The organism is Rhizorhabdus sp. GW822-FHT03C02 (assembly GCF_058801765.1).
The window spans coordinates 122,481-146,124 of record NZ_JBXANN010000014.1; the positions used below are offsets into that span (position 1 = coordinate 122,481).

At 68.9% G+C, this 23,644-nt stretch carries 17 protein-coding genes and 1 riboswitch; of the genes, 6 read left to right on the forward strand and 11 right to left on the reverse strand.

Translation table 11 applies throughout. The annotated features are described in order from the left end of the window. Positions 1-9 precede the first annotated feature (9 nt). The 6 genes from AC1RM6_RS26230 to AC1RM6_RS26255 all read right to left on the reverse strand — a co-directional run bounded on the left by AC1RM6_RS26230 (position 10) and on the right by AC1RM6_RS26255 (position 7,196). Positions 10-1,311 carry an amidohydrolase gene (locus tag AC1RM6_RS26230; RefSeq protein WP_493106807.1) on the reverse strand — a complete coding sequence of 434 codons (1,302 nt, stop codon included), beginning with the start codon at positions 1,309-1,311 and terminating at the stop codon, positions 10-12. Between the two features lie 68 nt (positions 1,312-1,379). After that, the gene (locus tag AC1RM6_RS26235) at positions 1,380-2,156 is read right to left on the reverse strand and encodes a hypothetical protein (RefSeq protein WP_493106808.1); all 777 of its coding nucleotides are present in this window, start codon (positions 2,154-2,156) and stop codon (positions 1,380-1,382) included. 10 nt (positions 2,157-2,166) lie between these two features. After that, complete coding sequence (locus AC1RM6_RS26240; protein ID WP_493106810.1) at positions 2,167-3,555, reverse strand: hypothetical protein; 1,389 nt, start codon at positions 3,553-3,555, stop codon at positions 2,167-2,169. After that, a complete protein-coding gene (locus tag AC1RM6_RS26245; RefSeq protein ID WP_493106812.1) occupies positions 3,552-4,193 on the reverse strand; it encodes an ATP-binding cassette domain-containing protein in 642 nt (213 codons plus the stop codon). The genes AC1RM6_RS26240 and AC1RM6_RS26245 overlap by 4 nt, the downstream gene beginning before the upstream one ends. A 196-nt stretch (positions 4,194-4,389) precedes the next feature. Then, entirely contained in the window at positions 4,390-4,866 is a 477-nt protein-coding gene (locus tag AC1RM6_RS26250) for a nuclear transport factor 2 family protein (RefSeq protein WP_493106814.1), read from the reverse strand. Further along, positions 4,863-7,196 (reverse strand): membrane-bound PQQ-dependent dehydrogenase, glucose/quinate/shikimate family, encoded by a 2,334-nt coding sequence (locus AC1RM6_RS26255; protein ID WP_493106816.1) that lies wholly within the window; start codon positions 7,194-7,196, stop codon positions 4,863-4,865. Before AC1RM6_RS26255 ends, AC1RM6_RS26250 begins: the two co-directional genes overlap by 4 nt. Between AC1RM6_RS26255 and AC1RM6_RS26260 the strand changes: the two genes are divergently transcribed. Continuing rightward, a complete protein-coding gene (locus AC1RM6_RS26260; RefSeq protein WP_493106818.1) occupies positions 7,186-7,392 on the forward strand; it encodes a hypothetical protein in 207 nt (68 codons plus the stop codon). The two genes, AC1RM6_RS26255 and AC1RM6_RS26260, sit on opposite strands and share 11 nt — an antisense overlap. Before the next feature lie 52 nt (positions 7,393-7,444). Next, positions 7,445-8,920, forward strand: a complete 1,476-nt coding sequence (locus tag AC1RM6_RS26265; protein ID WP_493106820.1) for an MATE family efflux transporter — start codon at positions 7,445-7,447, stop codon at positions 8,918-8,920. A 171-nt stretch (positions 8,921-9,091) separates the two neighbouring features. On the opposite strand, the gene AC1RM6_RS26270 is transcribed toward AC1RM6_RS26265, so the two are convergent. Continuing rightward, positions 9,092-10,933 carry a methyl-accepting chemotaxis protein gene (locus AC1RM6_RS26270; RefSeq protein WP_493106822.1) on the reverse strand — a complete coding sequence of 614 codons (1,842 nt, stop codon included), beginning with the start codon at positions 10,931-10,933 and terminating at the stop codon, positions 9,092-9,094. 129 nt (positions 10,934-11,062) lie between these two features. Between AC1RM6_RS26270 and AC1RM6_RS26275 the strand changes: the two genes are divergently transcribed. The 4 genes from AC1RM6_RS26275 (at position 11,063) to AC1RM6_RS26290 (ending at position 19,610) form a co-directional block, all read left to right on the forward strand. Beyond that, a complete protein-coding gene (locus AC1RM6_RS26275) occupies positions 11,063-12,121 on the forward strand; it encodes a glycosyltransferase (RefSeq protein ID WP_493106823.1) in 1,059 nt (352 codons plus the stop codon). 327 nt (positions 12,122-12,448) lie between these two features. Next, complete coding sequence (locus tag AC1RM6_RS26280) at positions 12,449-14,959, forward strand: TonB-dependent receptor (protein ID WP_493106825.1); 2,511 nt, start codon at positions 12,449-12,451, stop codon at positions 14,957-14,959. A gap of 158 nt (positions 14,960-15,117) precedes the next feature. Beyond that, a riboswitch (cobalamin riboswitch) is annotated at positions 15,118-15,362 on the forward strand. Between the two features lie 176 nt (positions 15,363-15,538). Beyond that, positions 15,539-17,617 (forward strand): TonB-dependent receptor, encoded by a 2,079-nt coding sequence (locus AC1RM6_RS26285; RefSeq protein WP_493106827.1) that lies wholly within the window; start codon positions 15,539-15,541, stop codon positions 17,615-17,617. Between the two features lie 148 nt (positions 17,618-17,765). Beyond that, positions 17,766-19,610: an eCIS core domain-containing protein gene (locus tag AC1RM6_RS26290; RefSeq protein ID WP_493106829.1), complete on the forward strand. Its 1,845-nt coding sequence runs from the start codon at positions 17,766-17,768 to the stop codon at positions 19,608-19,610. A gap of 7 nt (positions 19,611-19,617) precedes the next feature. Here the strand turns inward: AC1RM6_RS26290 and AC1RM6_RS26295 are convergent, their stop codons facing one another. The 4 genes from AC1RM6_RS26295 to AC1RM6_RS26310 form a co-directional block, all read right to left on the reverse strand. Beyond that, on the reverse strand, positions 19,618-20,151 hold the full coding sequence (locus AC1RM6_RS26295) for a CAP domain-containing protein (RefSeq protein ID WP_493106832.1): 534 nt from the start codon (positions 20,149-20,151) through the stop codon (positions 19,618-19,620). Positions 20,152-20,636: 485 nt separating this feature from the next. Next, entirely contained in the window at positions 20,637-21,677 is a 1,041-nt protein-coding gene (locus AC1RM6_RS26300; protein ID WP_493106834.1) for a DUF4198 domain-containing protein, read from the reverse strand. Between the two features lie 190 nt (positions 21,678-21,867). Beyond that, positions 21,868-22,329 carry a protein tyrosine phosphatase family protein gene (locus AC1RM6_RS26305; RefSeq protein WP_493106836.1) on the reverse strand — a complete coding sequence of 154 codons (462 nt, stop codon included), beginning with the start codon at positions 22,327-22,329 and terminating at the stop codon, positions 21,868-21,870. A 17-nt stretch (positions 22,330-22,346) separates the two neighbouring features. Then, entirely contained in the window at positions 22,347-23,627 is a 1,281-nt protein-coding gene (locus tag AC1RM6_RS26310; protein WP_493106837.1) for a cytochrome P450, read from the reverse strand. Between the last annotated feature and the right edge of the window lie 17 nt (positions 23,628-23,644).

The following is a 23,644-nucleotide window of genomic DNA, read 5'->3' on the forward strand; positions in this document are numbered from 1 at the left end:
AGGGCCGCCCTATTTGAGAAGCCCGATCGCGAGCGCGGTCATCGATCGCACGCCCGTTTCGAGGGTCGGTTCGGGATCGGGCTGGAAATGGTCGTTGTGCGGGCCGGGCAGGCTCTCGCCCTTCGCGCTCGCCGCGGCGAAGCGGTCGGGGTTCATCGCGCCGAGCGTATAATAGACGATCGGGATGCGGTGATCGAGCGCGAAGCGGCCGACATCCTCGCTCGGCATGATCGGTTCCTCGACCACGACATTGCCGGCGCCGATCGCCGACGCCAGGATCGCCTGCGCGCGGGCGGCGAGCGGCTTGTCGTTGATCAAGGGCGGGGCCGATTCATTGGCGAGCACGGTGACGACCGGCGCCTTCTCCGGCGGCAGTCCGGCGGACAGGGCGACGCCCGCGGCCATCCGGCGGATGCCGTCGAGGGCGATACCGCGGGCCTTTTCGGAAAAGGCGCGCACGGTGAGCTGGAGCTTCACTTCCTCGGGGATGATGTTGCGCTTGGTGCCGCCGTGGATGCTGCCGACGGTGATCACCGCCGGATCGAGCGCATTCTCCTCGCGGCTGGCGATCGTCTGGAGCTGCGCGATCAGCAGTGCGGCGATCACCACCGGGTCCTTGCCGTTCTGCGGTTCGGCGCCGTGCGCGCCGACGCCGCGGACGAGGATGTCGACCGAATCCGCACCCGCCTGGACCGCGCTGGCGGCGATGCCGACCTTGCCCGCCGGCAGGCCGTTGCTGTCGTGGAGGCCGATGATCATGTCGGGGGTACCGAAGCGCTGGTAGAGCCCGTCCGCCAGCATCGCCGCGGCGCCGTCGACGGTCTCCTCCGACGGCTGGCCGACCAGCATCAGCGTGCCGTGCCAGCGCCCCCGCGCCGCGGCCAGCGCGCGCGCGACCCCGATCAGGTTGGTGGTGTGGATGTCATGGCCGCAGGCATGCATCACCCCGACCGACTGGCCGGCATCGTTCGTCGTCACGACATGGCTGGCATAGGCCACCCCGGTCTTCTCGACGATCGGCAGCGCATCCATGTCGCCGCGGATCAGCAGGGTCGGCCCCTTGCCGTTGCGCAGGATGCCGACGACCCCGAAGGCGCGGCTGCTATCGGCATAGACCCCGACATGATCGGTGACGTCATAGCCGGCGGCGCGCAACTCGGTCGCCAGCAGCGCCGAGGTCCGCTCCTCATGATGCGACAGTTCGGGATGGGCATGGATCGACCGGTAGATGTCGATCAGCGGGGTCGGCGGCGCCGCCAGCGCCGCGGCCGGAACCAGAGATGCGGACAGAGCCGCCACAAGATAGCGCATGAAGCCCCCGATAGCTGAGATCCATCTTGTCGAGCGAACGACGCGCGGCGGCAAGCGCAGATTGCGGTTCAGGCGAGCGGACCGATCCCGCGCGCCTGGAAAATGACGAAAGCCGCGAAGCTGACGATAGCCGCTGCGATCCACATTCCCGACCGCTCGACAGACATACTGTGATCGCGGCCCGTCGCCCGCACCGCCGGCCCCAGCGATATCCACAAGGGCGCCACCGCAACCCCGATCGTCATGAAACATTCGACCGCGGCGGCGACCGGCGCGCGCACCCAGCACAGGCCGGCGATGGTGAAGGACAGGGTCGCGGCGGCATGGACGATGCCGAAACGCCGGCGCAGCCCGCCCGGCGGATCACCCTGGCGAACGAAATCGATCAAGCTGTGTGCGACCAGCCGGATCGTGCCGGCATAGACCGCCAGCCCGAGCGCGAAGGCGATCGGCCGCCAGATCGCCGGCCAGTCGAACTGGCGCGCGATCGCCGCCTCGTCATAGCCGCCGACCAGCGGCGACGAGACCAGCTCGCCCGCGAACCAGCACAGGTTGATCCCGCCGAGCGACAGCAGGAACCAGCGCATCGTCACGGTCTTCGGCGCGCCGAACCGCAGCAGCGCGCAAGCGAGGCCCGCGAGGATGAGGTTCATCAGCGGCCCGGCGGCGTCGACGGCGATGCCGCCACCCGCGCAGGCGAAATGGGTCGCGGTCAGCAGCGAGATGCTGCCACCGACCGCAAGGCAGGCGCCGCCATGACCGAACGCCTCATGCCCGAACGCCGACAGGCAGGTCGCGATCACCCCGATCGCGGCGAGCGTCCAGCCCTTGTCGTGCCTGCTCATCCGCCTGCCGTCATGACGACAAATAGCCATACCACAGGATCAGCAGCACCAGCCGCGACGCGAACGCCGAGCGGCTGATCGTCGCGAGGCCGATCGAGATCAGGCTCGCCGCCGCGCCGGTCGCCAGCGCGAGCAACAGCGGCTGCGGCGACAGATGAGCGACCGCCGCCGGAATCGCGAGCAGCAGCGACCAGCCGAGCCCGGCGATCAGGAAGGCCACCCGGCGCGTCATCGGCGTGAACAGCGCGGTGTGGGTGAGCGCGAGCAGCCCGCGCGCCTCGCTGCGCCCGGCATGGGCGGCGAACCCGAAGATCAGCAGCAGCGCCGCGGCCGGGCTGCCGATATGGCGATAATCGGCGAGCAGCCCGGCTCCCGCGGCGGCGATCGCCAGCAGCTTGAAGATCCGCCCCGCGCCGATCAGCCGATACTCGGCGGCGATCAGCCCGGCGAACGGCATCGCCGCGCCGCGCGCGGGCGGTGCGGCGGGATCGGCCGGGCGCGGCGTGCCGCCGGCCAACCAGCGCGCGATCCGACCGCTGCCCTTGATCCGCCGCGGCACCCGGTGCGGGCGGTAGAGCAGCCCGGCGAGCCCGACCAGCGCGACCGCGATCCCCGCCCAGGCGAAGCGCGACGCGACATAGCCGGGCGAGGCGATATTGGTCATGACGTCGAGCGGCACCCGCCCCGGCCGGAGATCGTTGATGCCGCCGATCGCGAAATCATCGTTCTTGGGATGCGCACCGAGCAAAGGCCGCACATAGCCCGCGGCATCGTAGAGATTGGCGGTGAAACTCGATGGCTGGTCGCTGACCGCCGACGGCATGACGATCGACGCCATCCAGATGACGAAATAGAAGAATTCGCCCAGGCCCCGGCGGGCGATCGGCAGCGCGTCGAACAACAGCCGGACCGCCGCCAGCCCCATCAGCGTCGGCGCGGCGACCAGCCACAAGGTCAGGCTGATCTGTGCGACGTCATAGGGGCCGCTGACGATGAACCAGCCGAGCAGCCAGCCGGCCAGGGTCAGCGTCGCCAGCATCCCGAACAGTATCGCGACATCGGCGGCGAAGCGGCCATAGACGATCGCGATCCGCGAAGCGCCGCTCACCTCCTCGACCTGCCAGGGCTGGCGGCGGGTGACGTTCGACCGCAGATAGAGGAAGCCGACCGGCACCAGCAGCAGCGACACGACGATGCCGAGCGACACGCCGAGCGTCGCCGAGGTCATCACCGGCAGATGCTTGCCGATCGCGATCTGGACCCCCGATCCGTCGTCGCGGGCGATCATGAAGCGCGCGCCGACCGGACCGGCGAGCAGCAGCAGCCACAATCCCCAGCTGCGCGAATAGCGGGTCAGGCTGGTCAGCAGCGACGAGCGCGCGACCGCGAGCGCGGTCATTGCCGGACCACCTTGCCGCCCTCGACCCGCAGCACCGCCACCGCATGCGGCGCGAGCTCGTCGGCGAGATGGGTGGTCATCACCACCGCCGCGCGCTTCGCGCGTTCGAGGATCAGCGTGCCGAGCCGGCGCGCGGTGTCGCCGTCGAGTTCGGCGGTCGGCTCGTCGAGCGCGAGCAGTTCGGGCGCGCCGAGCAGCGCCTGCGCGAAGATCAGCCGCCGGCGCATGCCGCCCGAGAAGGTGGCGATGCGGTTGTCGATATCGGCATGGAGCCCGATCGCTTCGGTGATCGCCCCGAACTGGGCGTCGGCGGCGGCGAGATCGAGCCCCTTCAATGCCGCCATGTGCAGCGCGAAGCCGCGCGCGGTCAGGTCCTCGGGCAGATCGACCGCCTGCGGCGCATAGCCGAGCGACCGCCTCAGCGCCTTGCGCGCGCCCGGCAGTTTCTCCCCCTGCCAGAATATCTGGCCACTGCGCGGCTTCTCGGCGGTCGCGATCAGCCTGAGCAGGGTCGACTTGCCCGCGCCGCTCGGGCCGACGAGCAGGGTCAGCCCGACCGGAAAATCGGCGGTGACGCCGTCGAGCACGCGCTTGCGGCCATAGGATTTGGTGATGCTGTCGAGGCGGAGAATGGTCATATGGGTGTGTTATTGTAGCAATACGGATGTGGCAAGGGTGCGACCCTTCTTCGCGCCACAAACGTCATCCCGGTGGAGGCCGGGATCTCGGGCGGCAAGGGCGCGCGCTAACCTCCCGAGATCCCGGACGGTGCCTGTCCTCGGACGGGGCGAAGCCTCGATCCGGGGGCCGGGATGACGTCATCGGTAAGCTCCCTCACCCCCGCGCCACCACTTCGACCCGGATCCGCGTCAGCCGAATCGCCGCGATCCGCCAGCCGGCCGCGGTCCGCACATATTCTTCATGATAATGGCCATAGCCGACCATCAGCGCATAAGCCGCGCCCTCGGGCATGTAGAGGCGGTCGGTCATCGACCAGATGCCGGTCGCGCGGTCGCCGCCGTCGAACTCGACCTCGAACATATGGCCCTGGTGGACGCTGACGATGCCCGCCCTGGCGAGCGCGTCCATCGCCAGGATCTCGCCGCCGTTGCGGCGGATGACGACGTTCATCGCCGGCAGATGATCGATCCCGGTCGCCGGATCGGTGCAGCAGCCGCGATAGTCGAGCACGCAGTCGTCGGCGAGCACGGTCGCCATCAGCGCCGAATCCGCACTGTCGACCGCGCGGAAATAGCGGGCCTTGAGCTGGCGCAGCGCCTCGATCGCGGCGAGGCGTTCAATCTCGGTCATTTCGGCTCCTTCGGCAGGGCATAGGCGATCAGGCTGTCGCCGGTCTTGGTGCCGATGATGCCGTGGCCGCCGGCGGCGATCACGACATATTGCCGGCCCGCGGTGGTGACATAGCTCATCGGCGTCGCCTGGCCGCCGGCGGGCAGCCGGCTGCGCCACAGCTCGCGCCCGTTCGCGACATCGAAGGCGCGCAGATAGCGGTCGATCGTCGATCCGATGAACACCAGCCCGCCGCCGGTGACGACGCTGCCGCCCATGCTGGGCGTGCCGCCGGGCAGGGGCAGATGGGAGGCCATGCCGAGCGGCCCACTGTCGCGGCCGGTGCCGAGCGGCCGGCGCCAGACGATCTTGCGGTCGGCAAGGCGGATCGCGACCAGCTCGCCCCAGGGCGGTCGCTGGCACGGCATGAACAGCGGGCTGAAGAACGGCATATAATGGACCGCATAGGGCGTGCCTTCCTGCGGGCTCCAGCTCAGCGCTTCGAGCGGCGACAGTCCCGGATCGGGCGGCGCGCCCACCGCGGGCATCGCGCGCGCATGGCGCGGGGCGTCGCTTCGCCGCGCCAGCCGGAAACCGATCGCCTGCCGGTTGATATTGGCGATCGCGATGCCCCGTTGCGGGTCGATCGCGAGCCCGCCCCATTCGATCACCCCCATCGCCCCGGGAAAGGTGATCGAGGGCGTCAGGCCCGGCGGCGTATAGGGGCCGTCATAGCGCGCGCCGCGAAAGGCGATCCGGCAGGCGAGCTGGTCGAGCGGGCTCAGCCCCCACATATCGGCCTCGGTCAGGCGCGGCGGCATCAGGCTGAGGCTCGAAAAGGGCTGGGTCGGCGACAGCCGCTCGCCGGGGGCCGCCCCCTCCTGCGCCACCGGCCGCTCGACCACCGGCACCAGCGGCCGGCCGCTGCGCCGGTCGAGGACATAGATGTCGCCGGTCTTGGTCGCCTGGACCAGCGCGGGCACGCGCCCCTGCTTCGTCGGCCAGTCGATCAGCGCCGGCTGTGCCGGCACATCCTCGTCCCACAGATCATGATGGACCGTCTGGAAATGCCAGCGCGGCCGGCCGGTCCGCGCATCGAGCGCGACCACCGCGCTGCCATAGGTCTCGTCGAACGGCCGCCGCCGGCCGCCGAAAAAGTCGGGCGAGGGATTGCCGGTCGGGACATAGACCAGGCCGAGCTTCGGGTCGGCGGCGAGCGGCGCCCAGGCATTGGGGGTGCCGCGGGTATAGGTCTCGCCCGGAGGCGGCGCGCCGGCACGGTCGGGGCGGCCCATGTCCCACGCCCAGGCGAGCCGGCCGGTGACGATATCATAAGCGCGGATCACCCCCGAGGGAACGTCGACCGACTGGGCGTCGGCGACCTGCAGGCCCAGCACGATCCGATCGCCGATGACGATCCCGGGCGAGGTCGCCTGCGCGAAGCCCGGCCGGACCGCGCCGAGCCCGTCGAGCAGCGAGACGAAACCGCCTTGGCCGAAACCGGCGCAGAGCCGGCCGCTGCCGGCGTCGAGCGCCATCAGCCGCCCGTCGATCGTCGGCGCGAGGATACGCCGCGCGCAGGCGCCCTGCCTGCCGATCTCGGCATAGGATAGGCCGCGGCAGACGAAGCCGCCCGCGCGGCTGTCGGCCTTCGGATCGAAGCGCCAGCGCGGCTTGCCGGTCGCGGCATCGAGCGCGACCACCCGGCTGTCCGGACCGCACAGATAGAGCGTCTCGCCGATCTTCAGCGGGGTCGCCTCGAACATATATTTGGCGCCCGGCCGCGTCGCGAGCGCGGCGGTCCCCATATGATAGGTCCAGGCGACCTTCAGCCCGGCGACATTGCCGGCATCGATCTGGCGCGCGGACGCGAAATGGGTGTTGCCGGGGCCGTCGCCATAAGCGGGCCAGTCGCTCGCCGCAACCGCGGCCGGCGGCACGACCTCGCGGGTCGCGGGCGCGGCGCCCGTGATGAAGATCGTCGCGAGCGCGGCCAGCGCCGCGACCGAAGCCCCGCCGCCGACGAGCAGCCGGGTGCGCCGCGCGACGGGCCCCGCCAGCAGGATGACGATCAGCAGCACGCCCGGCGCGAGCAGCCGCGCCTGCAGTCCCCAGGGATCGAGCCCGATCTCGGCGAAGCTCCACAGCAGGGTCGCCAGCCAGCCGGCGATCGCGAGGCGCAGCGCCCAGCGGCTGCCCCGCCACAGCAGCGCCGCGAGCAGCGCGAGCACGAGGCCGGCGGCGAGATAATAGACCGATCCGCCCAGCACGATCAGCCGCGCCCCGCCCCACAGCAGGACCAGTGCGACGATCAGGCACAGGCCCGCCACCATTCGCCGGATGATCGTCATCGTCGCTCTCCCCTGCCCGTTCTTCGCGGATTCTGTTAACGGCTATTACACCGCGTCGGAGCGCCGCTTGTCCAGCGGGGAGTCGCGCGATGAGCGGATGCAGCGCCTCCGCCGTCATGCCGGCGGGTACGGCATCCCCCCTTCGGCCCGGACCTTCCTCGAGCCTGAAGCAGGCAACGGCATTGAGCCGGTTTAAATCTTGAACTAATGCCGGGCCAACCGCCAGAGTGCGGGCGGGGAGAACAGCATTGAGCGATGACGATATGCGCGACGCCGCGCCGACGAAACGCGGTCGCGCCCCGCTCGACCTGACCGACGGCCCGATCACCCGAACCCTGCTCGCGTTCGCGCTGCCGACATTGGCGTCCAGCGTGCTCCAGTCGCTCAACGGCGCGATCAATTCGGTGTGGGTCGGGCAGTTGCTCGGCACCACCGCGGTTGCCGCCACCACCAATGCCAATCTCGTCATGTTCATGGTGTTCGCGCTGAGCTTCGGGCTGAGCATGGCGCTGTCGATCCTGATCGGCCAGAGCATGGGCCGGCGCGATATCGACGGGATGCGGCGCTTCGTCGGCGCGGGCGTGACCCTGTTCGCCATGGCCGGCCTGATCGTCGCGATCGGCGGCTGGTATGCGATGCCGGCGATCCTCGGCGCGCTGCGAACCCCCGCCGACGTCTATCCGCTGGCGCTCGACTATGGGCGGATCTCGATGATCGGTCTGTTCCCGGGGCTGATGATGTCGTTCCTGCAATCGGCGCTGCGCGGCACCGGCGATTCGGTCACGCCGCTGCGGTTCATCATCCCGTCGACGGTCATCGACATCGCGCTCAACCCGCCGCTGATCCTCGGATGGGGTCCGGTGCCGGCGCTGGGGATCGCCGGGTCGGCGATCGCGGGGCTCGTCGCCAACGCCGTCGTGCTGCTGGTGCTGCTGCGCTTCCTCTATCGACGCGATCTGCCGATCAGGCTGCGCGGCGCCGAATGGCGCTATCTGCGGCCGTCGGCCTCGACGATCGGCGCGATCATGCGTCGCGGGGTGCCGATGGGGCTGCAGATGGTGGTGGTGACGCTGACCTCGCTCGCGACGGTCGGGCTGATCAACCGTTATGGCACGATCACCGTCGCCGCTTATGGCGCCGCCAACCAGCTCTGGACCTATGTCCAGATGCCGGCCTTCGCAATCAGCGCCGCGGTCAGCACGATGGCGGCGCAGAGCATCGGCGCCAACCGCTGGGACCGGGTCAACCGGATCATGATCAGCGGGGTCTGGCTCAACTTCGCGCTGACCGGCGGGCTGGTGCTGATCTTCACCCTCGCCGACCGGATGCTGCTCGGGCTGTTTCTCGGCAACGAACGCGACGCGGTCGAGGTCGCGCGTCACATCAACCTGCTCGCCGGCTGGTCGCTGGTGCTCGCCGGGGTCGGCATGGTGGTCGGCGCGGTGCCCCGCGCCAACGGCGCCACCGTCGTCCCGCTGATCATCACCTTCGTCGCACTGGTGCCCGGCCGGATCGGGCTGGCGTTGTGGCTGTCGGGGCGACAGGGCGCCGACGGGATCTGGTGGAGCTTCCCGAACGGCTATTTCGTCTCGCTGCTGCTGACCGCGCTTTATTATTGGCACGGCGGCTGGCGCCGGATCCGCCTGCTCGCCCCGGCCGCCGCCGAAGAGGTCCGCGAGATCGTCGCCGAGGACGAGGCGCTCGCCAGCCGGCCGCCGGCTTAGGGCGATTCTCCTCCCCTTCGTCGCCCCGCACTTGTTGCGGGGTCCATGGCTATCTCCGCGCACGCCGCCGCCAAAGATCGAGCGCAGCACAGCCGGCCCGCTTTCTTTTAGCCATCGCGCCAGGCGCACCAGCCATGGACCCCGCAACAAGTGCGGGGCGACGATAAGGTCCTAAAATTCCGACCAGTCCTCGTCGGCCGCCACCGCTACCGCCGCACTACCACGCGCGATCCGGCGCCCCGCCGAGGCGGCGCGCGCCTGGAGCTGGTGGACCGGCGCGGCCGATCGCGGCGCCGGCGCGGCCGCCCTGCCCTCGCCGACCGTGAAGCGCGCGACCTCGGCGGCGAGCGCATCGGCCTCGACCGCGAGGCTGCGCGCCGCGGCGGTCGATTCCTCGACCATTGCCGCATTCTGCTGGGTGACCCCGTCCATCTCGGACACCGCGCTGTTGACCTGCTGGAGCCCGGTCGCCTGCTGCTCGGCCGAGGCGGCGATCTCCGACACCAGGGTGCTGATCTCGGCGATGCGGCCGATGATCCGTTCGAGCGCCTTGCCGGTCGCGCTGACCAGTTCGACCCCGGCGTCGACCTGCTGGCCGCTCGCGGTCACCCGCGCCTTGACGTCCTTGGCGGCGTCGGCCGAGCGCTGGGCGAGCGCACGCACTTCGGAAGCGACCACAGCAAAGCCGCGGCCGGCGTCGCCGGCGCGCGCCGCCTCGACCCCGGCGTTGAGCGCGAGCAGGTTGGTCTGGAAGGCGATGCCGTCGATCACGCTGATGATCTCCGAGATCTCGGCCGAGGTCCGCTCGATCCCGCCCATCGCATCGACCGCACGGCGCACCACCTCGCCCGATTCCTCGGCCTCCTTGCGCGCCATGCCGACGATGCCGTTGGCGCGGTTGGCGCCCTCGGCGGTCTGGCGGACGGTGGTGGTGATCTCGTCCATCGCCGCCGCGGTCTCCTCGAGCGACGCCGCCTGCTGCTCGGTGCGCTGCGACAGTTCGTCGGATGCGAGCCGGATGTCGCTGGCGCCGGCATTGATGCCGCCGGTCGCCTGGGTGACGCTGGTCATCGCCTGGCGCAGCGCCGCGGTCGCGGCGTTGAAATCGCGCTTGAGCTTGGCGAACGGGCCGGTGAGTTCGGCATCGACCTGCGCGGTCAGATCGCCCTCGGCGAGCTGCGACAGGCCATGGCCGATACTGTCGCAGATCAGCGCCGCCTGGGCCTCCTTGGCGCGCTCGGCGGCGCGCAGCTGGTCGCGGAACATCGCCATCGACTGCGCCATCTGCCCGACCTCGTCGGCGCGGCCGCTGTGCGGCACGTCGATATCGGTGCGGCCCGACGCAAGCTGGCCCATGCTGGCGCGCAACTGGTGGAGCGGGGTCACAACGCTGCGCCGGGTGATCCAATAGCCGGCGACCAGCCCGGCGATCGCGAGGATCGCGGTCGCCGCGATCTGCATCGTCTGCGCGGCGGCGGCGGTCGCGTCGGCGGTCGCGCGCAGCGTCACCACCGCCTGCTTGAGCGCGTCGATCTTGGCGTCGGCGATCTTCGAGGCGGCGCGCTCGGCGGGCCGGACCTGGCTGTGGAAATCGCCGAGCGCACCCGCCTGGTCGCCGGCGGTCGCGCGCCCGGCGACCCTGGTCAGTTCCTCGACCACCATCTTCTGGCTGCCATAATATTCGTCGGGCAGCCCGCCATGATGGGGGCTCGCCTCGATCGCCGACAGATCGTCGGCCATCTGCTTCGTCCGCGTCGCGAATTTCTCGGCGATCGTGCCGCGCTCCTTGGCGTCGGTCTCGGTGATCAGGTTCAGCGCGTCGCGCTGCAGCGACCGGCTGAGCGAGCGTAGTTCACCCAGATCGAACACCAGCGCCTGCGCGTCGATCGCCGCCGCATCGGCCGCGGCGACATTGCGCTGCGCGTGCATGGTCAGCGCGGCGAGCGCGAGGAGGAGGAGCATCGAGATGATGAGCGGCGCCATCAGTCGCGCGGTAACACTTCGGTTGAACATGGTCGTCCTTCGGCTTCGGATGCCCAGCCCATGCCATGCAGCCCTTAGACAAAAGTGAATCCGCCTGCCCCCGCGATACGATTGATGGTTAACGCTTTATTGGCGAAAGGCCGGCGATAATGGCCGGCGATGGCGGCTTCCCAAGACATGACGGCCCGGCAGGGCGCACCCGTTCTCGCGGCGGTGCTGATCGTCCGCGACGAGGCGCGCTGCATCGCGCGCTGCCTCGCCAGCCTGACGCCGTGGGTCGATCGCATCACCGTCGTCGACACCGGATCGACCGACGCCACCGCCGACCTCGCCCGCCAGGCCGGCGCCGAGGTCCATCATCTCGCCTGGCCGAACGACTTCTCGATCGCGCGCAACCATGCGCTCGATCTCGCCGATGCCGACTGGAACCTCGTCATCGATGCCGACGAATGGATCGCCGCGGGCGGCGATGCCTTGCGCGCCTGGTGCGCAGGGCCGGCGCGGCTCGGCACGATCTGCGTTCATAGCGGCTATGACGCCCCCGGCGCCGCGGCGACCGGCGCGCCGTCGCCGACCAACCGCAGCTGGCTGACCCGGCTGCTGCCGCGCGGGGTGCGCTATCGGGGGCGCGTCCACGAACAGCCGGTGTCGGCGCTGCCGCGCCAGCGGCTCGATCTCCATGTCGGCCATGACGGCTATTTCGACGCGCAGATGGCGGGCAAGCGCGATCGCAATCGGCCGCTGCTGCTGCGCGACCTTCAGGATCATCCCGGCGATTCCTATATCCTCTACCAGCTCGGCCAGGACGCCGAGATCCGCCATGCCTATCCCGAGGCCTGCGATCGCTATGCCGCCGCGCTCGACCGGACCGCGCCCGACGCCAACTGGCTCCACGAACTGACGGTGCGCCATCTCCACTGCCTCGGCCAGGCCGGCCGCGCCGGCGACGCGATCGACCTCGCCCACGACCTGATCGACATCTGGCAGGATTCGCCCGACTTCTTCTTCACCTTCGGCAACCTCCTGCTCGAACAGGCGATCGTCGATCCCGCCCAGGCGATCGACCATTGGCTGCCGATGGCCGAGGCAGCGTGGGAACGCTGCCTCGAGATCGGCGAACGCCCCGACCTCGAAGGCAGCGTCGAGGGCCGCGGCAGCCACCTTGCGCAACATAATCTCGACGTCATCCGGTCGCAGATGGCGATGCTCGCAGCCTGAACCGACCTGCCGCCCCGATACGCGAAGTCAATCCGGGACATCAACGGCCCGGACATATCAGCGCCAGTCAAATGAGACTGCAGCGACAATAAAAATCAGATCATGTGATTTTCCGCGCTTCGGTTAGCTTCGCGATGCGCATATCAGCGAATGATAGTTCATAATCCGGAATAATCGGACAGATGGACGAAAGCGAGGGGAGGATCGTCACGCGGGGCCCGATCGGCCTGCCGCATCTGCGTCCGGGCGCGACATTGCGCCCGTGCACCGCCAACCACCTGAATATCCACCATAATCATATAAGCACTTTCTTTGGGGAGAGAGATCATGAACAGGACAGACCTGAAAAAATCGCTGTTGGGCGGCGTCGCATGCCTGAGCGCCGCGACTGCCGCGCCGGCCTGGGCGCAGAGCGACGACATCGCGCCCGAGGACATCATCGTCACCGCCCGCCGCGTCGAGGAGCGGCTCCAGGACGTGCCGATTTCGATCACGGTGTTCGACCCGAAACAGCTCGCCAACCGCAACATCACCGTCGCCAACGACCTGGCGACCTACACTCCGTCGCTGTCGACCAACGAGCGTTACGGCCCGGAGAAAAGCAGCTTCTCGCTGCGCGGCTTCAACCAGGACCAGTCGACCGCGCCGACGGTCGGCGTCTATTTCGCCGATGTCGTCGGCGTGCGCGCGCAGGGCGGCACCACCTCGGGCAACACCGTCGGCGCCGGCGCCTTCATGGACCTGCAGAATGTCCAGGTGCTCAAGGGCCCGCAGGGCACGCTGTTCGGACGCAACACCACCGGCGGCGCGATCCTGCTGGTGCCGAAGAAGCCGACCGGCGAATATGAAGGCTATGTCGAGGGGTCGGCCGGCAATTACGACATGAAACGGCTCCAGGCCGCGGTGAACCTGCCGCTCGCCGACAGCTTCCGGGTGCGGCTGGCCGGCGACCGGATGGGCCGCGACGGCTATATGCACAATCTGTCGGGGGTCGGCGCGAAGGACTATAACGACCGCAACTATCTGGCGCTCCGGCTCAGCGCGGTCGCCGACCTGACGCCCAATCTGCAGACCTACACGATCGCGCATTACAGCAAGTCGGACACCAACGGCTATGCGTCGCGGATCGTGTCGTGCGATCCCAACGCCACCACCGGCACCCGCGGCCTGACCGCGACCTCGGCCTGCGAGCAGATCGCCCGCCAGAATGCGCGCGGCGACAGCCTCTACGACGTCGAGACCGCGGTCACCAATCCCTATCTCAAGATCGACCAGTGGCAGGTGATCAACACCACCATCTGGAACGCGACCGACACGCTGACGATCAAGAATATCGCCAGCTATGGCGAGTTCCGCGAGCGCGGCCATTTCGACCTCTACACCACCAATTTCAGGGTGCGGCAGGGCGGCTTCAACATGGCGACGATCAACCCGCTGCTCGCCTTCACCGCCCCGGCCGGCACCCCGTATAAATATATCGAATTCGATGCCGCCCCCGGCCAGGACGCCTCGTCGCAGTCGACGATCACCGAGGAACTCCAGATCCAGGGGACCGGGCTCGACGGCAAGCTCAACTATGTGGTCGGCGGCTATCTCGAATTCAGCCGCCCGCGCGGCAACAGTTCGGGCCGCACCGGCATCTTCCTCAACTGCACCAGCCCCGAAAATCTCGCCTGCTCGAACCCGCTGCAGATCGGCTCGATCTCCGAATCGCGGACCCGGATATCGTTCGACAATCATGGCGTGTTCAGCCAGGCGACCTATAATATCGACGAACGCTTCGCGGTGACCGCGGGCGTCCGCTACACGTTCGACAAGATCGTCGGCAGCACCACCAGCACCCGCGCCTCGCTCGATCCGACCGGGCGCAACCCGGCCTCGTTCCTCGACGCGGCGACCGGGGTGCGCATCACCCGCCAGTGCACCGACACCTTCCGCCATGGCAGCGGCTTCGTCCAGGATCCCGAATTCTGCCGGACCGCGCTGACCAACAAGTCGACCGCGCCGACCTGGCTGATCGACCTCGATTACAAGCCGAGCGGCGACCTGCTGTTCTACGGCAAATATGCGCGCGGCTATCGCCAGGGCGGGCTCAACTTCACCAATCCGGGGCTCGAGACCTGGAAGCCCGAACATCTCGACTCGTTCGAGATCGGCAGCAAGACCTCGTTCCGCGGAACGGTGAGCGGTTATCTCAACGTCGCCGCCTTCTACAACAATCTGCGCAACCAGCAGGTGTTCGGCGGACTGACCTCGGGTGTGCCCAGCGTCGCCGGCGGCGCCGCGATCATCAACGCCGGCAAGTCGCGCATCTGGGGCGTCGAGGTCGACGGATCGGTGACCCTGTTCGAAAGCCTGCGCTTCGACCTCGGCTATGCCCATCTCGACACCAAGGTGAAGGAGATCGACATCAGCGGCATCAGCCTGGCCGGCACCCCGTTCATCGCGATCGCGCCGACGGTGTCGCCGGGCAGCGAGTTCACCTTGTCGCCCCGGAACAAGGTGACGCTGACCGGCACCTATACGCTGCCGCTCGACGCGAGCTGGGGTCGCTTCTCGGTCGCCGGCACGATGACCTACACCTCGCGCCAGATCGCCAATGGCAGCGTCCCCGCCAATGTCGGGGTGCTGCCGTCGCGCACGCTGGTGAACCTCAACATCAACTGGGAGAAAGTCGGCGGAACCCCGATCGACGCCGCCTTCTTCGTCACCAACCTCACCAAGAAGGTCTATGCGGTCAACACCGGCGGCGGCTACAACTCGGCCGGCCTCGGCGACCTGTTGATCGGCGAACCCCGCATGTACGGCTTCCGCCTGCGCTACAGTTTCGGGCGGTGAAGAGTACCGACCGCCGCTGAACGCGACCGGCATCCCGCATGGCGCGCGGCCATGCGGGATGCCCTTCCCCATCATCGCCACAGCGACGCGAACGGGCTTGCGCATCGCCCGGCGGCTCCGTAACGACACCGCGTCCGTCGGCGGTTGAACCGCCAGGGCGGACGTCAGATCGCGCCGGTGCCCCGCGAGGGGCTTGAAAGGGAATGCGGTGCGGGAGGCTGGCCCTCCTCAATCCGCGGCTGTCCCTGCAACTGTAAGCGGAGAGCGAGACGCACATCGCTTCCTTCCCGAGGTGGAGGGAGGCAGCCACTGGGCCGGACGCTAAATCCTGCGAGGCCTGGGAAGGCCGTGCATCGAGCGACGACCCGCGAGCCAGGAGACCTGCCGGCGTCTGGTCGCTCTTGCCCTGGCCCAGGGGATGGCCGCGGCACGGTGAACTCCGTCTGAGCGACGAAGCCGAGGCGGGGGCCGCGTCGGTTCGTGCCGCGGGCGCTCGACGGCGTCCGCCCGCCGGCGCGCGCCGACCGTTGATCGACGGCACGCCCCTGCCCCATGTCGCTCGACGCCGGGGGAAATATGATGCGGAATATCGGATATGGACGACCGGCACAGTGGCTGGTCGCCGCGGCGGCACTGACCTGCTGGACGCATAGCGCGCTCGCCGCGGAGCGTGACGAAGCGACGGCTACGGCCACAGCGCCGGCAACCGGCGAAACCCAGCCGGGAAGCCAGGCCGAGAAGGAGATCGTCGTGTTCGGGCGCGGCGAGGCCAAGATCGGCCATGCCCATGCGGCGAGCGAAGGCACGGTCAGCGGCGCCGACCTGTTGGTGCGGCCGCTGCTGCGGGTCGCCGAACTGCTCGAGGCGGTCCCCGGCATGATCGCCGCCCAGCATTCGGGCAGCGGCAAGGCCAATCAATACTTCCTGCGCGGCTTCAACCTCGACCATGGATCGGACTTCACCACCTATATCGACGGGGTGCAGATGAACCTGCGCACCCATGGCCATGGCCAGGGCTATCTCGATCTCAACGGGCTGATCCCCGAGATCGTCGCGCGCGAGGATTTCCGCAAAGGCCCCTACCGCGCCGATGGCGGCGATTTCGCGCTGGCGGGCGCCGCCTATATGACCACGGTCGAGGGCTATGACCGGCCCTGGGCCTCGCTCGAGGCCGGCTCCTATGGCTGGCGCCGGGTCGCCGCCGGCGGCACGATCAAGGATATCGGCGGCGGCGCGCTGACCCTGGTCGCGCAGGCCAAGGCCTATGACGGGCCGTGGCAGGAGGCCGAGCATCTCCGCCATTATTCGGGCTTCGGCAAATATAGCGTGCCGACCGGCGCGGGCGAACTCGATCTGACGCTCCACGCCTATCGCGCGACCTGGCGCCCGACCGAGCAGATTCCCGAGCGGATCGTCGGATCGCCGGTCTGCAAGGACATCTTCTGCTCGCCCGATCCCTCGGCGCGCGGCGAGACCACCCGCTTCGTCGGCAATGTCGCGCTCGACGGCGCCAACGGCCGCGGCAATGTCTATGCGCAATATTATGACTGGTCGATGTATTCGAACCCGACCTACGCCAATCCCGACGGCAGCAGCGCCCAGATCCGCCAGTTCGACCGGCGCTGGGTGTTCGGCGCCACTGGCCAGCGCCACTGGGATCTCGCCCCCGGGTTGCAGGCGACGATCGGCACCGAGAACCGCTATGACGACATCGCCAATGTCGGGGTCTACCAGACCGCGCAGCGCGCCTTCGTCGACTCGCTCGGCGCCTTCCGGGTGCGCGAGCTGTCGGGCGCGCTCTATGCCGAGACGACCTGGACCCCGCTTGCCGGGCTGCGGCTGACCGGAGGCCTGCGCGGCGACTATTATCATTATGACGTCGCCGCCCGCGATGCGGCGGCCACCGCGCTCGGCGAGGGCAAGGGCCATGACGCGATCGTCTCGCCCAAGGCGTCGGTCGCCTATGCGGTGAGCCCGCAGGTCGAGCTTTACGGCAGCTGGGGGCGTGGCTTCCATTCGAACGACGTGCGCGGCGCGGTCAACGAACAGACCCCGGTGCCGGTGCTGGTCCGCGGCACCGGCCGCGAGCTCGGCGCGCGCTACCAGCATGGCGGGCTCAGCCTGACCGCGACCTGGTGGTGGCTGACGGTCGCCAGCGAACTGAAGTTCGTCGGCGATTCCAACGCGGTCGAGCCGTCGGGCGCGAGCAAGCGCCATGGCTATGAGCTGGTCGCCTTCTGGCGCCCCGCCAAATGGCTGGCGATCGACGGCAACTACACCGCGAGCCATGCCCGCTACGACAATGGCGACCATATCCCCAACGCGTTCGAGAACGCCGCCTCGCTCGGCGCGGCGATCGTCCTCGACCGCTGGGAGGCGAGCGTGCGGCTGCGCCATCTCGGCCCCTATCCGCTGATCGAGGACAACAGCACCCGCGACAAGGGCAGCACCGTCGTCAACGTCCGCGCCGGGTGGAAACGATCGCGGGTCGAACTTTATGGCGAAGTGCTCAATATCCTCAACAGCCGCGACAAGGACATCGCCTATCAATATGAATCCTATATCCCGGCTTTCGACGCCGCGGGCCCGGTCGACGGCCGGCTGAGCCGGGTCGTCGAGCCGCGGACGCTGCGCTTCGGCACCAGGGTCAGCTTCTAGAACTGGGCAGGACGGTGGCGGGCGGCCCCGTCGCTCGCCGCCCTTTGCGCTTCGCGGCCGCCGGTATCTTGTTTCGACATGGCGCGCAAAAGCCGATACCCTGTTCGATATCGAACCCATAGCGGATCCGGTACGGCAGGGGATGGCGATGGCAGAGCATGCGATGCAGGCACGGCCCGACGCGCGGCAGGACACCGCCGACCATGCCGGCCGCGCGACTGCGGAGCGATCCGGCGCGTCGTCGTTCGGGGACATGCTCAACGCCAGCCCACGGGTCGCCGCCCAGCGCAAGCTCGCCGAGGATATCGGCAACGGCCCGCGCGCGGCGGAGCTGCGCGGTACCGATGCGAAGATCAACGCCGCACCGCCGCCTGCCCCGCACAGCCGCGGCGGCCTCCCCCATCAGCTCAAATCGGGGATCGAGGCGCTGTCGGGAATGTCGATGGACGCGGTGAAGGTCCATTATAATTCGTCGCAGCCCGCGCAGCTCAATGCCCATGCCTTCGCCCAGGGCCGCGACATCCACCTCGCCCCGCGCCAGGAACAGCATCTGCCGCACGAGGCGTGGCACGTCGTCCAGCAGGCGCAGGGCCGGGTCCGCCCGACCGCGACGATGGCGGCCGGGGTCCCGCTCAACGACGACAAGCACCTCGAGGCCGAGGCCGACCATATGGGCGCGCGGGCGCTGCAGGCGGCGCCGCGGCAGCTGACCGCCCGCATCGGCCCCGACCGGTCGACCGGCGAGGCGCCGCGACAGCTGCGGGCGATCAACCTGGGCGGCGGCACGGGCGTCGTCCAGCGCAGCCTCGGCTTCGAATATGAGCTGGGGACGGTCGAAACCTATACGAAGGGCGATGGCGGCGTGAAGGCGCCGCTGGCCAAGGCGACCATCCTGCAGAATCGGGGGCTGTTCAATGCCACCGCCGACGATCCGCCGACCGGATCGGCGCCGGGTGCCATGTCCGATCTCGAGCTGATCACCCCGCCGATCAACGACACCATTCCCGCCAACCGTGCGGTGCTCGAGCGGACGCTGACCGCGATGACCGGCTATTTGCGGACGCTGCGTCGCCATCCGCTGGAGACCGCGACCGGCGGCGGGCGTTTCATCGGCGCCGCGAACGCCGTCGCCTATGACACCGGCGTGCTGCAGGCGACCGCGGGGCTGAGCATCGGCGGCCTCGCCAACCTCGCTTCGGACGATACCGCCCAGGCCGCCCATGCCGAATATCAGGCCCGGCAAACCGACAAGGATACGCTGGCCGGACGCCGCTGGGTGTGGTGGCGCGGCGCCAAGAATCGCGCGCTCGACGCGCGGGCGGATCATGCCTCCAAACAGCGGGACTATGCCGCTGGTGCGACCGACCTGCCCTTCTATGCTGCCGTGCGGGCACGGCTCGGGGCTCTGCCTGCAGCCGATGCACGACTGATCGCCGCGGTGATGAGCCGGATCATCGCCATTCCGATCACCGCCCGGACCCGGGCTCTGCCCTATCCGAAGGCCGCGGCCGGCGGGCTGTTGTCCCGCAGCGACTTCGCCACGATCATCACCGCGATGCCGGCTGGACTCATGGACCATTTTCCCGATGCCGGCGCGTTCAAGGCGCCGATGCTGGCCGCGATCCGCGCGATGGTCCCCGCTCTGGATGTGCAACTCGGCGACCCGGTCTTCCCCGGACCGGTCGATGGCAAGGACCAGATCACCCTCACGCTGGATGAGTGGTTCGACGGCCTGTACGACGCCGGCGAGGGCGCACGCGTGGACCGGCTGACCGAAGCGAACTATCCCGGCGACGACGATGCCGATCCCGAGAGCGAGCAGCTCGAATCGCTCGGTGCTTACGGCAATCGCACCGATGCGCCGGCGGCCGGCGTAACCCGCCGCCCGATCTTCGAATTCCGCAATCTCGGCTCGGTCCCGGCGAGCGACCTCGTCGCCCATGGCCTGGCGATCTGGGACCTGGTGGAGCGCGCCAATCGGGGCACCGAATGATCGCGGATCAGAACGGCCGCTCGCCGATGATGTTGCCGCCCTCCAGATAGCGGCAGACCAGGAACTGGTCGTGGCGGTTGCGCGCCATCGCGCAGCCCATCGACCCGGTCGATCGCCACATCATCTGGGTATAATGGCCGACATTTTCGAGATTGCGGCTGCGGCTGTTGTCGGGGAAGATGCCGGGCCGGTAATCGCGCCGCTCGCGCGCCCAATAGAGCGCGCCCTGCTCGACCGGATAATAGCCCGCGGTCCCCATCCACAGATTCTCACCCTCGGGATCGGGGTCGCCGGGATCGCTCTGCGAATGGACCAGCCGCCCGGTTCGCGCGAGATGCCGCGCCCACAGATCGGCCTCGCCCGCCAGCCGGTCGCTCCAGCGCAGCGCGCCGATGCCGAGCGTCGAGCGCTCGCGGTTGTGCACCGCCAATATCCGCGTCTCGAAATCCGCCGCCGGGTCGATCGCGCCGACCAGCAGCGGCCATAGCAACAGTCCGGCCAGAACCGGCCTGCGCGCAGGCGTGAAAACATAGGTCATCATCCGCGAAATTGCATCGCGTGCGAAAGCCACCGCCATCGGTGTTTCCCATGATAAGGCATCGATATTTCCACCGAGCTGCCGAAGCGCCGGCCGTTCACCATGAATTACATGCGAACGGCGGAATTCAAAGCTTCGTTCCGGGAAAGGGAGGACATTATTGGGTTCTGTCCGGTTCTAATCAGAACCTATTTCGATGGACTGGTCGCGTGCGCCATCCCAAAATCCAAGCTTCGCTATATGCGCAGCCAGCCCCCCCACCCGTCGCCCTGGCCTTGTGCCGGGGTCCATGGCTGGTACGTCCGGCATTCCGGGCGGAGGAGAAAAGCCGCCGGCTGCGGCACGCTATCCTCGACGGCGGCCTGCGCGGTGACAGCCATGGCCCCCGCAACAGGTGCGGGCGACGATCATCTTGACGCAACCGCTATATCTCTTGCGGGTCCGCATCGGGCGAACGCGGCCGGCCCGCCGGACCGACCGCGTGCCGATCAGGGGGCGACCACCTCGAGCGTCGCGGTGTAGCTCAGCCGCCGCTTGGTCGCCTTGGGCGCGCTCGGCTTGTCGTCGGCGACATTGGCGTTGAGCCAGTAGAAGCCGGCGACCGGCCAGGCCACGGTCACCACGCCGTCGGCATCGGCGACCAGCTCCTGCGCCTTTTCGCCGTCGCGATAGCGCTGGCCGCCGGGGACGACCGTCACCTTGAGCGCCACGGCGGGCTTGCCGTCGACGAGGAAGCGGAACTTGCCCGGCTCGTCGGCGACCAGATCGTCGGGATGGGTGATCGGCACCATCTCGAGCCCCTTGCCGGTCGGGCGCAGCACCGTGTCGGTCGGCGCGCCGGCGGTCACGAAGAATTCGTTGCGATTCTGGCTTTCGGTCAGGACGAGATCGGTCGCATTGGCGGGAATGTCGGCGACGGTGGCGACATTATGGCCGGGGGCGATCGCCTGGCGCGGCGGACCGCCCTCGCCTTCGCCTGGTCCTCCCGGTCCCTGGCCGGGCGCCTGGCCTTGACCGGCCCCTTCACCGCCTCCGCGCGGACGATTGCCGCCCGGGCCGGCCCCCTCGGGACCGCCGGCCGGACCGGCGCCGGCCATGCCGGGACCGCCCGGACCACCGGCACTGCCAGGTCCGCCCGGACCACCCGGGCCGCCGCGCCCGCCACGGCCGACCGACCAGGGCTCGCCATCGACCTTGAACGTCCCCGACACCGACGCGTTGCTCGTCCCGATCCGCCAGGTCCCGGGCTTGTCGATCGCGACATCGAAGGTCGACCGGTAACGGCCGCGCGCGGCATTCTCGATCTTGCCCATGGTTCCGTCGGGCGCCCATACCTTGATACCGTCGGTCGGCATGGGGAAATGATCGGCGCGGAACACCTGCGTCGAGGTGCCGGCATCGACCGCGACATAGTCGCTGGTGTCGGCCAGGGTCGTCGTCGACGGCAACAGCCAGGCGCGATGCGCGCCGGCGGGGGCAGCCAGCGCGACGATCGCGACCGCCGCGCACAAAATCCTCTTGTTCAGCATGATCCGGGCCTTTCGCGGCAATGGGGGTCGGTCGGAACGGATCGCCGGGCGCTCGGCGCGCCATCTGCACGGCGGGCTCTGCCCCACCTGTCCGATGATATCGTCATTGCCGATCCCGCCCCGTCCTCGCCTCCCTACTAATCATGGGCCATGGTTGTTGCAACTGCCTATCAAAAGCAAAATACGACGCTTATTCCTCTGCCGTCTCGGCGATGAACTGGCGCCAGCGATCGTCCATCGTGAAACCGGGACGGCTGGTCCACACCCTGTCGATCAGCGCCTGTGCCCGCGCGCGGGACCAGCCGAGCCGTGCCGTCGCATAGAGTGCGTAGAAGGCGGTCACCCGGAAATTGGCTTGGCAATGGACCAGCACGCGGCGCCCCTTCGCCGCCTCCATCAGCGCGATGAAATCGGCAAGCTGCTCGCGCCGCGGGTCGGTCCAGGCGACCGGGATATGCGCATAGTCGATGCCGAGCGACACGAGCAGTTGCGCCTGATCGGGCAGGGATGTCGGCAGCCCGTCGGGCGCGAGGTTGATGACGAGGTCGTAGCCCGCGTCGCGGGCATCGGCGAACTGCGCGGCGGTGGGCTGGCCGCCCAGCGCGGTCGCCGCGTCGATCTGGATGAAGTTGAGGATGTCCGCGATCGCCATGCCCCGCTCGTCCCTGCCTATGTCAGCAGCACCGGTAGCGCCGACATGCCGCGCTGCTCCAATCCGCCGGTGATGAAGGGCGGCGGCGCGTCGGGGTCGAGCCGCAGATCGGGGAAGGCATCGAGCAACCCGTTGATCGCCGCCTGGATCTCGCTGTGCGCGACATTCTTGCCGAGGCATTGATGGGTGCCGATCCCGAAGCCGAGATGATGCTGGCGCTTGCGGTGGAGGTCATAGGCGTTTGGATCGTCCCAGCGCGCCGGATCGCGGTTGGCGGCGCCCAGGCAGATTTCGAGCACCGATCCCGCCGGGATCGCGACCCCCTCGAGTTCGGCATCGGCGGCGACCAGCCGGCTGAACACCGGGTCGGTCGGGTTCCAGCGCACCGCCTCCTCGATCGCGTCGTCGATCAGCCGGCGGTCGGCCCTGACCGCTTCATACTGGTCGCGGTGGGTGAGCAGCGCCCACAAGGTGATCCCCATCTGCCGCCACGACGTGCCGCCGCCGGCGAGCATCACCAGCTTGGCCTGGATCAAGATGTCGCGATCGCTGAGCGTGCGCCGCTCGCCGTCCAGGTCGAACTCGGCGGCGATCAGCCCCGATATGACGTCGTCCTGCGGGTCGGCGCGGCGCCTGGCGATCAGATCGGACAGCATGCGGTCGACCACCTGCCCCGCCGCCTGACGCTCTTGCGGGGTCACCCGCCCCGGCGCGCCGCTCTTGAGCAGCGCATGGCGGAAGGTCAGCGCATCGTCGCCCTGCAGGCCGATGCCGCGGGTGACGGTGTGGACCGGGATCCGCGCGCACAGCTGCAGGTTGAGTTCGGCGCGGTCGCGCCCGCGCAGGCTGCCGATCAGGGTGGCGACGATCTCGTCGATCCAGTTCTGCCGCCACCATGTCATCGCCCGCGGGCGGATGAACATCCGCTGGAGGGTGCTGCGATAGGCGAGATGCTCGGGCTCGTCCATTTCGAGGATGCCAAGCGTCTTCTCGGGCTCGTCGGGCGAGCGATGCATGATGCGCGACGAGAAGGTCTTATGGTCGCGGAACGCCGCGTCGCACGCCTTCCACGACAGCGCGGTATAGCCCTGCCGGCCCTTCGCCATCGCATGGCGATGATGCTCGGGCAGGCCGAGCAGATCGCGCAGCAGCCCCTTGTGGACCGGGGCGCGGTCGCGCAGCCCGTTCAGGCCCGGATAGATGTCGCCCTCGACGAGATTGCCCATCTCCTCGGCCTCGCGGCGGACGTCGTAAAGCTCCTCGTAGATGTGGTCGTCGGCGACCAGGACATCGGCCATCTTCTCTTTCCTTCCAG